The following is an 11606-nucleotide window of genomic DNA, read 5'->3' on the forward strand; positions in this document are numbered from 1 at the left end:
GCCACCAGGCTGAGCGCGGTATCGCCGATCACCGAAAGCCCGAGCCCGATGAGATACAGGCGAGCGTTACGACGCTCCATTGCCGACGCCGTCAACTCCGTTGCCCTGCTCATCGGTTCCGCTCCCGAGTCCGCCGGCGGCCACTACACCCGGGCGAGCCGGACAACGGCGATGTCACGCACAAGAGGGCATGGGGCGCCCCGACGCAGTCCCGGGCGCATGGCAGGGACGATCTCGTGGCGTGGTTGGCGCACACGCATCGTGCATCTCCCACGGCGCAAGCCATCTTTGTCGGTCTGCGGTTCGGCACATCGACGCCGAAGTCGGCAGTTCTTGACATGCCTTGCTTGAACTGGCCAGCAATGGCACACGTTGCCACGAACGATGGCAGGCTGTTTCGTGACCGCCCCACCGATTCATCCGCATCCGGACTGTGCACCTTCGGACACTGCTCGACGGCCTGTTCCTGCCGGTGCGCTCCACTTCCGAGGAGGACTCCGACATGCCATCTCCCGCTTCCACGAAGCGAACTGTCGCGGCGGTGCACGCAGCCCCGGTGTTCATGGACACCGAGGCGACCGTCGGCAAGGTCATCGGCTTCATCGAACAGGCCGGCCGGGAAGGTATCGACCTGCTGGTGTTTCCCGAGACCTTCGTGCCCGGATACCCGTACTGGATCGAGGCCTACGCCCCGCTGGACCAGCAGGGTGCCAACGCCGCCTACGCCGAGGCGTCCGTCGAGGTGCCCGGTCCGCAGATCGCCCGAGTCCAAGCCGCCTGTGGCCGTGCCGGGGTCGGCATCGTCCTCGGCGTCAGCGAACGGCTCGCGGGTACCCGTACGTGCTTCAACAGTCAGGTCTTCATCGAACCCGACGGTGCCCTTCTCGGAGTTCACCGCAAGCTCCAGCCCACCTACGCCGAACGGATCGTGTGGGCTCAGGGCGGCGGTGCCACTCTCAGAGTCTTCGACAGCACACTGGGCCGGATCGGCGGTCTGGCGTGCTGGGAACACACCATGAATCTGGCCCGCCAGTCACTGATCACCCAGGGCCAGCAGATCCACGCCGCAGCATGGCCCGGTCTGTCCACCATGACCGGCTTCGAGGCCGTCGCCGACGTACAGATCGACGCCATGATGAAGACGCACGCTCTCACGGCCCAGGCGTTCGTCATCTCCGCCGGAAATCCGGTGGACGAGATGTGCCTGCAGTGGATGGAGCAGACCATCGGACCGCAGAAGCACATCACCGCGGGCGGCGGCTGGTCGGCCGTGATCCACCCCTTCAATCAGTATCTCGCCGGCCCGCACACCGGCCTTGAGGAGAAGCTCGTCACCGCCGAGATCGACCTTGCCGACATCAACGCCGTCAAGGTCTGGGTCGACTCCCGCGGCCACTACGCGCGACCGGAGATCCTCGGCCTACGGGTCGACCGACGCCCGCTCTGGCACGACGAAGGGCACCGCGAATGGCCTGCCGCCCCGAGCGACAGCACCGCAGCCCCGGCGGCCGAAACGGCCTGAGCCCGAGTGCGGACATCGGTCTTCAGGGGTGCTCCGCCCGGCAGTTGAGTACATCAGCGGTCGGCACCACGGGCCCGGCGCGGAGTTCGGCCTCTTCTGCCTGACCGGTCGGCACACTGCCACATGAAGCAGGGGTCCGTGCCCCGGGAGGACGGACCCCTGTTCCTGCGCAGCGGACAGCCGCGCCGGGGGAGTTGCGACCTCCGCGCGGCGGACTCCGGTCGCGGAGGTCCATCGGCGAGAAGGTTCGTCAGGGTGTTGCTTCAGCGCAGTTCGTCTTCGGCGGTGTCCGCCCGCACGCCGTCACATGTCACAGCCTGCGGCAGGCCCGACATGCCCACGGAACCCTCCCGGAGTCCTTCCGTTGTTGAGCAACCGGGCGGCAGCGACTGCACGTTCTCCGGCCCCCGACATCACCGCGGACCGCCCCGGACTGCTGGTCACGCCTCAGCAGCACCGCCCGTTCTCACGGAGTGTTCCAGGGAGTCGGTCAGCCACAGGTGGGACGTACCGAGTGTGGCCGGGTCGCTTCCGGCCTCGGCCACGAGCCGCCAGTAGCGTCGCATCCGTGGGTCGCGGTCGGCGGCCACGTGGTCCAGCAGCCGACCTCTGAACTGCGGAGTGTCCCTGCCGCCGCGCACCGAGACGTGTGCCGCGACGAATCGGTCGAGTTCGGGGCCGACGCGGGGAGGCTCGCCCGCCTGCACCATGGGCTGGGCCAGCGTGCACGCCTCGCTGATCCCGTTCATCAGCTCGGCCTCGTCGGCGACGAGTTCGGCGTTGGCCCGCGCCATGGCCAACAGGCCGCGTGTCAGTGTCCGATCACCGGCCAGGGCGAACAGCTCGGCGAATGCCACCACTTGCTGCGGGGTCGGGTCCGTGGGCGGATCGGGCACGGCCATGGTCACGAACGCGGTGAGCATCGCGTCGGACACCGGGGCGACCATCGTGCGTCTCCAGAAGTCGATCAGTGCGTTACGGGCGGCACCCCCGCTCTCCACAGCGGCCACCAGCTCCAGCCTGGCGGCCCGGTCGGCCGGTCCGGCCTCCTCGACCGCACGCAGCGAGGCCCGCCGCCAGGCCAGGTCCGCGAGTTGCACGTCGAGCGCGGCCCGCTCGGCCGCGACGACCTCGGCCACCGAGCGTTCGCCGACGAGCACGTACCTGATGGAGGGCAACCCGAGCCCCAGCCCCCGCAGCCGTCTGACCAGGCCGAGCCGCTCCACGGCCGCCCGGTCGAACCTGCGGTGCCCGCCCGTGCTGCGCACCGAGTCGACGATGCCTTCGTCGCAGTAGAAGCGAATGGTCCGCACCGGTACGCCGGTCAGCCGCGCCAGGTCGCCGATCCCGAACGTCTCATCGAGCAAAGGCACTTGAATCTCCACTGGACTGGAGTTTCTACCGTACCCGCATCACCCCGTGAGAGGAGCTTTCGTGATGACGTCGACGCTGGACACCGCACGGTGCGTGGAGGGCCTGAGGGAGCAGACCGCAGGGTTTGCCCGCGCGGTCGCCGGAAGAGCCCCGGACACTCGGGTGCCCACCTGCCCGGAATGGCCGCTGCGTACCCTCGTCGGGCACGTCGGCCAGGAGCACCGGTGGGCGGCCGAACTCATATGCAATGGCCAGCAGTTGCCCGTGCCCGACCCGCGACAGGCCGATCCCGGCGCCCCGGACGGGTGGGCCGGGTGGCTGCGTGAGGGCGCGGAGGAGCTGATACGCGCGATCCAGGAGACCGGTGCGGACGCCGAGATGCACACGTTCTTCGGACCGCGGCCGAACGCCTTCTGGCTGCGCAGGGTTCTGAGCGACACCTGCGTCCACCATTATGACGCGGCGCTTGCGACGGGCGCCGCGTTCGAGATCGCCGACGACCTCGCGGCCGATGCGATCAGCGAGAACCTGGACCTGCTGGCCACGCCGGGCTTCGAGACGGCCAGGCCGACCGTTGCCGGACTGCGCGGCAGGGGCGAGCGGATCGGGTTCAGGCCGACGTCCACGGAGGGCTGGGTGATCACCAGGACGCCTGAGGTGCTGCGGTGGGAGCGCGGATCGGCCGAAGCCGACGTGGTGGTGTCGGGGGCGGTCGCGGACCTCATGCTGGTGTTCTCGCACCGCGTCCCTCCGGAGGACGACCGGGTGACGGTGACGGGCGACCGCGCGCTGCTGGACCACTGGCTGGCTCACACGGAGCTCTAGGTTCTTGGTTCTTTCGTTCGGACCAGGGGTTCGTTTGGATCAGGCCGACCGCCGACCGCCGACCGCCGACCGGGTCGGGTCGGCGAGCGGGGTCCGGTGCCGTGGATCGCGAGGCGGGGGAGGGTAGTCGGATGGCCTCCCCTCCTCGAGAGGAGCCGAAAGTTCGGGGAAGCCGCCATGGCGAGCGACGGCAGCACGGCGAGGCGCGGCACCGGGCCACCGGGGCACCCGAGCCCGGCACGATCCGGACGAGAGGCCCTGGTCCTGAGTCACTAGCCGACCGAACACGCCGTCCTTCGACCAGGCGGGGAAGTAGCCGTAGAGCGACCCCCACGGATCTCCGCGGAATCCGAACTGCCGAACCCGAAGGTCAGTCCCACTCGGCGTCGATGTATCCGAGGCGCCGGTTCATTCCGATGGCGATGCTGTTGTCCGGATGGTGGATCGTGCGGATCCTGTCCACACCACACAGGCATGCGAATCCCATGCCGAACGTCTTCATCGCGATCGACAGGCCCCGACTGCGGTAGGCGGATCTGACCCCGGTCATCTCGTTGAAGACGATGCCTGCGGCTCTCCGGTCCGATGTCGCGGCGAGCCCGCACCATGTGTCGTCGTCGAGCGCGATCACGACTCCGCGCGGATCGTAGGAGGGGACGTCGATCCTGCGCTCGAAGTACTCGTCGAAGGTGTAGAACTCGCCGCGGCCCGGGATGTCGGCGGAGCACTCCTTGTTGAGTTCATAGAGTGCGCGCCGGTGCCGTGGGGTGTCACCCAACTCGGCCATGGTGATCAAACGTATCCCGGTGTCCTGGCAGCGCTTCACGTACCTGTCGAAGCGCGCCGCGTCGAAGGTGTTCACGTCGAGTTCCAACTTGACCCAGCGGTCAGGCACGATGGATTCCTCCCTTGGTGGTGCTGAGGGCCTGGTGTGCGCAGTTGAGCTGTTGCTCGACACCATGACGGCCGCAGCCGTTTCCGCTCGGCCCCGTCAAGTCACCCCGCCCCACCCGGCGCGTGCACGTGACGGTCGACCAGCCGTCATGCGGTCAGCGGCCATTGACTGTTCGAGGCTTGCGTCGAAGCCACTGGCCGGGTGTGCGCCGTGGCGGCCGAGCGACGATGTCGCCACCGGTCGACTTGCCGCTCAGTACCACACGCAGTCGTACCGGCACATCTTGGCCGGTGACCGGGCGGAGCTTGATGTCGCCGCGACTGTAGGTGACGTCGTCGGCATCGACCACGATCCCCGGCGGGGTCACCAACGTCAGATTTCCGCCGATGCGCAGGTCCACCTCGATGTGCAGGGTGTCGTGGGTGATCACGGCCTCGGTGAAGTCGAGCTTCAGGTCGCTGAACATCAGCCGGATCTCCATCCGGCGTGGAACCAGCCAGCGACCAGTGCGCTTGCCCTCTCCGAAGCGCTGGTCGATCTGGATCACCTCGCGGGCTTGCGACGGCATCCCTTCAAGCGGCAGATCGGCGGTCAGCTCCGCGAGGTCGGAGGCGGTACGTGCGGCAAGCGCCGCTTCCACACGCTCGTCCAGCTCGGCGATGGTCAGCCGGCCGTCTCCGGCCGCGACCTGAAGGATCTCCACGGCCTGATCCCGGTCTCGATGAGATACCCGCTGATCGGATGCGTGGTGACGAGGTGAAGAAGAGTCATCTGCTCTGGTGATATTGCCTGGCATGCGGTCAGTGTGCTGGCAGGCTCGTAGGGCCGACAACCTCTGATCGAGGAAAATGGGGGATCACCCCGACAGATCTCAGGGGATGCCGGTGCAACCTCCAACGCCCGGACCGGCCATGACCGCCGGGCCGGTTCCCTTCGCGACGGCTCGCCGGCACGTGCTCGTCGCACTCCGTACCGGAAGCGGCCCACTCCACGGACCACCCGGAGTTCAGCGGAACCGGAGTTGCTTCGGCCCGGACTTCAGCGGCCTCAAGGGCTGAGCAGTCGGTGAAGGCGGCAGCGTCCAGGAATGCGCTGCACGGTTCGCTTGGTCGGGGACGGACAGAAGGGGGAGCAGCACGGGTAGTGAGGGAGCGGGGGAGAGGCGTTGAGGTTGTGCGACGTACCCCTCTCCTGGCGATGTCGGCGGCCCATCGACGGGCGGCCGTCATTTCCCACTCGCGGCCGCCGGCCGGCCGGGCGATGGCCGGCTGCGGTCGCCGTGGGTGAGCTCTGCGGCAGGTATTGCTGGTTGATCTGTTCCGACCGCCTGGGGCCATGATGACGGGATGGCATTGTCAACGGCGTTCACGAAGTTGTTCGGTGTGCAGCATCCGATTGCGTCGGCGCCCATGGGCGGGTCGGCCGGCGGAGCACTGGTTGCGGCTGTCTCCCGCGGCGGTGGGCTGGGGTTGCTGGGTGGCGGGTACGGAGATGACCGGGACTGGCTGGGCCGTGAGCTGGCGATCGTGGCCGGGGGCGGGAAGCCGTGGGGAGTCGGGTTCCTGAGCTGGGCGGTCGGCGTCGACGCGGTCGAGCAGGCGTTGGAGTACGGCCCCGCGGCTGTGACGCTGTCATTCGGGGATCCGACCCCGTTCGTCGGGCGAATCCGTGCGGCCGGTGCTTCGGTGATCGTTCAGGTCACCGATCTCGAAGAGGCCCGGCAGGCGGTGGATCTGGGGGCCGACGTCATCGTGGCGCAGGGCAGCGAGAGCGGTGGGCACGGAGCCCGGCACGGGAGGGCCACGCTGCCGTTCGTGCCCGTTGTGGTGGACCTGGCGGCACCGGTGCCGGTGCTGGCGGCCGGTGGGATCGCCGACGGCCGTGGCGTGGCCGCCGCCTTGGCACTGGGGGCCGCCGGGGCCCTCATCGGCACCCGCTTCCAGGCCACGGCGGAGGCACTCGTCGACCCTTCGATCGCCGAGACGATCGTCCGTGGGCGGGGGGAGGACACAGAACGCAACAGTGTCCTCGACATCGCCCGGGGAGCCCGATGGCCGACGACGAAGTACACGGCTCGCACCCTCGGCCATCCCTACCTCGACCGCTGGCGGGGCAGGGAGGACGAACTCGCCGCGGACGCCCGGGCCCGGCATGCCTATCAGGCCGATGTGGCACGCGGCGCCGTGCCCCCGCTGCCGGTGTGGGCCGGCGAGGGCGTCGACCTCGTCGACGACCTGCCACCCGCAGCCGATCTGGTCGCCGCGCTGGCCGCCCAGGCGGACAAGGCCCTCGCCCGAGCAGGAAGGCACTGACTGCACCATCCCAGGAGCGATGGCCGCCGGAGTCGGCCGGCCCCGCAGGATTGTCCAGGTCCCGGGGCGGGGCCGTCGGCGAGGATCCTGCCGCCCCGCCGGATGACGGCGGCCGAGGGCGGCCCGCCCGGAGCCGATGGCCGCGGGCGGGCCGGTGCGGCGCCTCCGCGGTCCGCCTTCCGTGTCCGGGCCCGCCTCGTGATCGCTGTTCGCCACAGGACCGGTCGGGTGTCGGCCATGCTCGTCACGCGTGCAGGTGACGACGGAGTGCCAAGTGCCGAGTGCCGCGTGGGGACAGGACAGCCACGACACAGCTCGGCAGAACTCTACGAGCGTGTCGCCTCGTAGTCGGGGAGTGCGGCCGGGACGGTCTGTGTCCTCGGGCGCATGGCCAGGATCAGGGCGGCCAGCCCGGCGAAGATGACAGCGGCGACGACGCCGGTGACGTGCAAGCCGGCGGTGAACGCCTCTCGCGCCGTGCGCAGCAGTTCCGCGCCCTGGTCGGCGGGAAGATGTCGGCTGGCGGCGACCGCCCCGGCCAGTGAGTCGGACGTTCCGTTCATCCGGCCGCGGTAGACCACTGCGGCCACCACACCGAGCAGTGCGAAGCCGAGCGAACCGCCGAAGTAGTTGCCGGTCTCCGACATCGACGCCGCCGAGCCGGCGCGCTCCGGCGGTACGGATCCGACGACCAGCCCGGTGCCGAGCGCGAACAGCGGGCCGGTACCCAGCGCCAGCACGGCGATGCCGGTCATCACCAGCGGCAGGGCGCTCGCACCGTCGACGCCGACCAGCAGCAGACTGCCCAGCGCCGACCCCACGAGCCCGCCGGCGATCGCGGTCGTCTGTTTCATCCGCCGAGCCAGCGCCGGCGCGGCCATGGTGCCGACCGCCACGCCCAGGCCCATGGGTGCGAACAGCACCGCCGATGCGAACGGCGAGTGGCCCAGCACGCTCTGCAGATACTGGGTCACCAGCAGCCCCGTACCGGCCATGGCGATGCCGGCGAAGACCAGCGCTACGAGTACGGCTGTGAACGGGCGGTTGCGCAGCAGTCGCAGGTCGAGGAGCGGGGTCTCCAGCCGCAGTTGCCGGCGTACGAACAGCAATCCGAAGGCGGCGCCGATGGCGAGGGCCGTCGTCGCCACGACCGGCGCGCCTTCGACGGTCAGCTGCTTGATGCCGTAGACCATCAGAAGCACCGCCACGAGCGACAGCCCCACGCTGCCCAGGTCCAATCGGCCGGCCTGGTCGCTGCGGAACTCCGGCAGCAGGAACGGCCCTGCGAGCAGCAGCAGCACCATCGCCGGCACGGCGAACAGGAACACCGAGCCCCACCAGAAGTACTGGAGCAGGAATCCGGCCAGCACGGGTCCGAGCGCGCCGCCGGCGAACTGGCAGGTCGCCCAGATCGCGATGGCCTTCCCGCGCTGTCTCTCGTCGTGGAACATGTTGGTGATCAGGGCGAGTGTGGACGGCGCCAGGGTCGCGCCGGCGACGCCCAGCAACGCACGCGCGACGATCAGCATCAGCGGATCGACTGCGAAGGCCGCCACGAGCGACAGCACCGCGAACGCAGCTCCACCGATCAACAGCAGCCGTCGGCGACCGATCCGGTCGCCGAGCGTACCCATCGTGATGACCAGGCCGGCCACCATGAATCCATAGCTGTCACTGATCCACAGCTGCTCGACGTTGTCGGCGCCCAGGTCGGCGCTCAGCCGTGGGAGCGCCAGGAGCAACGCCGTCACGTCCATGGCGACGAGCAGTGTCGGCAGCATGAGGACGGCCAGCCCCAGCCATGCCCGGTTGACTCGCATTTCCGAAACTCCCTGTTCTCTTGACGTTTCGCCGGTTGGTCGGAGCGGTCGAGAGCTTCTTGACATCGGCACGGCCGGAGATTCCTCCTGCCCGGCTCGGCGGGGCGCCGGCGGAAACGACGACCTCACGGTCCGGGCGATGCGACGGTGAAAAACTGGTGCGAACTTTTCGGTGGGGGACGTCAAGACGGCGGCGATGGCTCCGACCAACCGGTCGAAGGGCCCCGCCGGGGCTCGCGAACCACAAGGAGTACGAGATGAAGTTCCTGATCAGCCTGCACATGAACCCGGCCGTGCTGGACGCGTTGACCGACGAGGAGAAGGGGGCGATCGGCAACGGTCACGGCAAGTTCATCGAGGCGCTGAAGCAGTCGGGTGAGCTGATCACCACGCAGGCGCTGGTCGATCCGTCACAGGCCGCTGTGGTGTCCGTACGCAACGGCCAGCCGGTGGTGACCGACGGACCCTTCCTGGAGTCCAAGGAGTATGTGGGCGGTTTCTACCTGATCGACTGCGAGAACAAGGAGCGGGCGATCGAGCTGGCATCGCAGATCCCGGACGCCGGGATCGAGGGTCTGGGGGTCGAGGTACGACAGGTGATGTTCGCTGATGGACAATTGGAGGCATGACAGCACCAGCCACCGAGGACCTGCTGCGTGAACTCACGCCGCAGGTCCTCGGCGTGCTGGTACGTCGGCACGGCCAGTTCGAAGGGTGTGAGGACGCCGTACAGGAGGCCGTCCTCGCCGCCACTGTGCAGTGGCCGGTCGAGGGTGTGCCGAACAACCCGCGCGGCTGGCTGGTGACTGTCGCGTCCCGGCGCCTGATCGACCAGATGCGCAGTGACCACGCGCGCCGCGAGCGGGAGTCGGCGACGGCCGCCGAGGTGGTGCCGGAGGACGTACCGGACACCGACGACACGCTCGTCCTGCTGTTCCTGTGCTGCCATCCGACGCTGACCGCGGCCTCGCAGACCGCCCTGACGCTGCGGGCGGTCGGCGGTCTGACGACCGCCGAGATCGCCCGCGCGTTCCTGGTGCCGGAGGCCACGATGGCTGCCAGGATCAGCCGGGCCAAACAGCGCATCAAGGCCGCAGGCAGTTCGTTCAGCCTGCCGGACGGCGCGGAACGCGAAGAGCGGCTACGGGTCGTCCTGCATGTGCTCTACCTGATATTCAACGAGGGCTACACGGCTTCCTCGGGCAGCGAACTGCACCGCGCCGACCTCGCGCACGAGGCGATCCGGCTGGCCAGGATGGTGCACGCGCAACTGCCCGAGGACAGCGAGGTGACCGGGCTGCTCGCGCTGATGCTGCTGACCCATGCCCGCCGGGAGGCGCGTACGACGACGGACGGCGGCCTGGTGCCACTGGACGAGCAGGACCGTACGAAGTGGGACCGCGGGCTGATCGACGAGGGCACAGGGCTGGTCAAGGCGTCGCTGGCAGGCTCGGCGCTGGGGCCTTACCAGCTGCAGGCCGCCATCGCCGCCACGCACGCCGACGCGGCCACGGTCGAGGAGACCGACTGGCCGCAGGTGCACGCCCTCTATCTGATCCTGGAACGGATCGCACCCAACCCGATGGTCACCCTCAACCGGGCGATCGCGCTCGCCGAGACCGAGGGGCCGCAGGCCGGGCTGGCCCTGCTGACCACATTGGACGGTGACGCGCGGATGGCTGGGCATCACCGGCTGCTGTCCGTACGGGCGCATCTGCTGGAGAAGACCGGTGACACGGCAGGGGCGTACGAGCACTACCGGCGCGCCGCGAAGGCCACCGCCAGCCTCGCCGAGCAGCGCTACCTGGAGTCCCGGGCCGGCCGGGTGAGAGAGTCCGAAGCAGCTGTCGGAGGTCGCCCGCCCGGTGCGGCGGTGTCCCGGCCTCGAACGTCGGCGGTGCGCCGAGCAGTTCCGGCGGCGGACGGCCGGGGCGAGGCAGACCGCCGAGCGGACGCGTGAGCCGTCCGTCGCGCGGCGCGAGGCGCCGACGACGGGTCCTCATGACCGGACATCTCCTCTCGGTCCGGTTGTAAAATGTCATCCAAAGGATGACAAGTGGGATGTCATGCGAACGATGACACGCATTTCACCTGGTGGGTTGTCCGTGACCGGAACAGCCCCGAAGACGCCGGACCTCCCCGGTCCGCCGGTGTCCTTTGCCGCCGCGACGCAGGCGCTGGGCGCGGTGGAAGCCGCCGTGCGCCGGGCCGGCGCACCCGGCGGGGCGGAGATCGCCGGTGACGCGGCAGGGCCGGGAGAGGCGCTGGACGCTCTCCGGCTGTTGCGCGACGTGTGCCGTCGGCTGGCGGTGTGGGAACCGGCGCTGATCGAAGCGGCACGTGGAGCAGGGGCCAGCTGGGCCGATATCGCTCATCCACTGGGCGTCAGCAGCCGCCAGGCCGCCGAGCGCCGATACCTGCGACTGTGCACAGGTCACCTGGGCACCACTGGGGAACAGCGGATACAGGCCGTCCGCGATGGCCGGGCCGCCGACCGCGCCGTCTCGACCTGGGCGCGGGGCAACGCGGCGGACCTGCGCACTCTGGCCGGAGAGATCACGTCCCTCCACGATCTTCCGGAGGCCGCTCACGTCACCGTGGGCGAACTCGGTGTCGCTCTCGACGGAAAGGACCCCGTCCGTCTCGTCGGGCCGCTTGCCGAGGCACGCCCGTACCTGGAGGGGCGCCGCGATCTCGCCGAGCGTGTGGACCGCATCGTCCGGCAGGCCGAGAGCCTGCGCAGCCGCAGAAGTCCTCGCGCAGTGAGCGGCAGGCCGGGGGCATCGGGGCCGGAGCGCCCGACGGCCGGGCCTGGGAGGTGAAGCGGCAGGCAGACCACTCGTTCAACAGCTGGCTCA

The 11606-nt window shown here is 69.5% G+C and carries 10 protein-coding genes; 6 read left to right on the forward strand and 4 right to left on the reverse strand.

Annotation, left to right across the window (positions count from 1 at the left end; all coding sequences use genetic code 11):
* Positions 1-502 precede the first annotated feature (502 nt).
* Positions 503-1522 (forward strand): carbon-nitrogen hydrolase family protein, encoded by a 1020-nt coding sequence (locus ACIQCZ_RS11455; protein ID WP_402281544.1) that lies wholly within the window; start codon positions 503-505, stop codon positions 1520-1522.
* 440 nt (positions 1523-1962) lie between these two features.
* On the opposite strand, the gene ACIQCZ_RS11460 is transcribed toward ACIQCZ_RS11455, so the two are convergent.
* Positions 1963-2895 (reverse strand): MerR family transcriptional regulator, encoded by a 933-nt coding sequence (locus ACIQCZ_RS11460; RefSeq protein WP_402281545.1) that lies wholly within the window; start codon positions 2893-2895, stop codon positions 1963-1965.
* A gap of 64 nt (positions 2896-2959) precedes the next feature.
* On the opposite strand from ACIQCZ_RS11460, the gene ACIQCZ_RS11465 reads away from it, so the two are divergent.
* Positions 2960-3721, forward strand: coding sequence for a maleylpyruvate isomerase family mycothiol-dependent enzyme (locus ACIQCZ_RS11465; protein ID WP_402281547.1), 762 nt, complete (start codon positions 2960-2962; stop codon positions 3719-3721).
* A gap of 370 nt (positions 3722-4091) precedes the next feature.
* Here the strand turns inward: ACIQCZ_RS11465 and ACIQCZ_RS11470 are convergent, their stop codons facing one another.
* Together ACIQCZ_RS11470 and ACIQCZ_RS11475 are read right to left on the reverse strand one after the other, a co-directional pair.
* Complete coding sequence (locus ACIQCZ_RS11470) at positions 4092-4616, reverse strand: GNAT family N-acetyltransferase (RefSeq protein ID WP_402281548.1); 525 nt, start codon at positions 4614-4616, stop codon at positions 4092-4094.
* 154 nt (positions 4617-4770) lie between these two features.
* Positions 4771-5400 carry a DUF1707 domain-containing protein gene (locus ACIQCZ_RS11475; RefSeq protein WP_402282149.1) on the reverse strand — a complete coding sequence of 210 codons (630 nt, stop codon included), beginning with the start codon at positions 5398-5400 and terminating at the stop codon, positions 4771-4773.
* 562 nt (positions 5401-5962) lie between these two features.
* Between ACIQCZ_RS11475 and ACIQCZ_RS11480 the strand changes: the two genes are divergently transcribed.
* Positions 5963-6928, forward strand: a complete 966-nt coding sequence (locus ACIQCZ_RS11480) for a nitronate monooxygenase (RefSeq protein ID WP_402281550.1) — start codon at positions 5963-5965, stop codon at positions 6926-6928.
* A 326-nt stretch (positions 6929-7254) separates the two neighbouring features.
* Here the strand turns inward: ACIQCZ_RS11480 and ACIQCZ_RS11485 are convergent, their stop codons facing one another.
* On the reverse strand, positions 7255-8748 hold the full coding sequence (locus ACIQCZ_RS11485) for an MFS transporter (RefSeq protein ID WP_402281552.1): 1494 nt from the start codon (positions 8746-8748) through the stop codon (positions 7255-7257).
* 257 nt (positions 8749-9005) lie between these two features.
* On the opposite strand from ACIQCZ_RS11485, the gene ACIQCZ_RS11490 reads away from it, so the two are divergent.
* From ACIQCZ_RS11490 to ACIQCZ_RS11500, 3 genes are all read left to right on the forward strand, one after another.
* Positions 9006-9377, forward strand: coding sequence for a YciI family protein (locus ACIQCZ_RS11490; RefSeq protein WP_402281554.1), 372 nt, complete (start codon positions 9006-9008; stop codon positions 9375-9377).
* The gene (locus tag ACIQCZ_RS11495) at positions 9374-10708 is read left to right on the forward strand and encodes an RNA polymerase sigma factor (protein WP_402281556.1); all 1335 of its coding nucleotides are present in this window, start codon (positions 9374-9376) and stop codon (positions 10706-10708) included. Before ACIQCZ_RS11490 ends, ACIQCZ_RS11495 begins: the two co-directional genes overlap by 4 nt.
* 106 nt (positions 10709-10814) lie before the next feature.
* Positions 10815-11570, forward strand: coding sequence for a hypothetical protein (locus ACIQCZ_RS11500; protein WP_402281558.1), 756 nt, complete (start codon positions 10815-10817; stop codon positions 11568-11570).
* The last annotated feature ends 36 nt before the right edge of the window (positions 11571-11606 follow it).

Origin of the sequence: Streptomyces sp. NPDC093149 (genome assembly GCF_044754145.1) — a bacterium.
Lineage (GTDB): Bacteria > Actinomycetota > Actinomycetes > Streptomycetales > Streptomycetaceae > Streptomyces.

Excerpts from the sequence above, each read along its gene's own strand:
- ACIQCZ_RS11480 (WP_402281550.1), top strand. The coding sequence starts at position 5,963 with ATGGCATTGTCAACGGCGTTCACGAAGTTGTTCGGTGTGCAGCATCCG.
- ACIQCZ_RS11495 (WP_402281556.1), top strand. The coding sequence starts at position 9,374 with ATGACAGCACCAGCCACCGAGGACCTGCTGCGTGAACTCACGCCGCAG.
- ACIQCZ_RS11500 (WP_402281558.1), top strand. The coding sequence starts at position 10,815 with ATGCGAACGATGACACGCATTTCACCTGGTGGGTTGTCCGTGACCGGA.
- ACIQCZ_RS11490 (WP_402281554.1), top strand. The coding sequence starts at position 9,006 with ATGAAGTTCCTGATCAGCCTGCACATGAACCCGGCCGTGCTGGACGCG.
- ACIQCZ_RS11485 (WP_402281552.1), bottom strand. The coding sequence starts at position 8,748 with ATGCGAGTCAACCGGGCATGGCTGGGGCTGGCCGTCCTCATGCTGCCG.
- ACIQCZ_RS11465 (WP_402281547.1), top strand. The coding sequence starts at position 2,960 with ATGACGTCGACGCTGGACACCGCACGGTGCGTGGAGGGCCTGAGGGAG.
- ACIQCZ_RS11455 (WP_402281544.1), top strand. The coding sequence starts at position 503 with ATGCCATCTCCCGCTTCCACGAAGCGAACTGTCGCGGCGGTGCACGCA.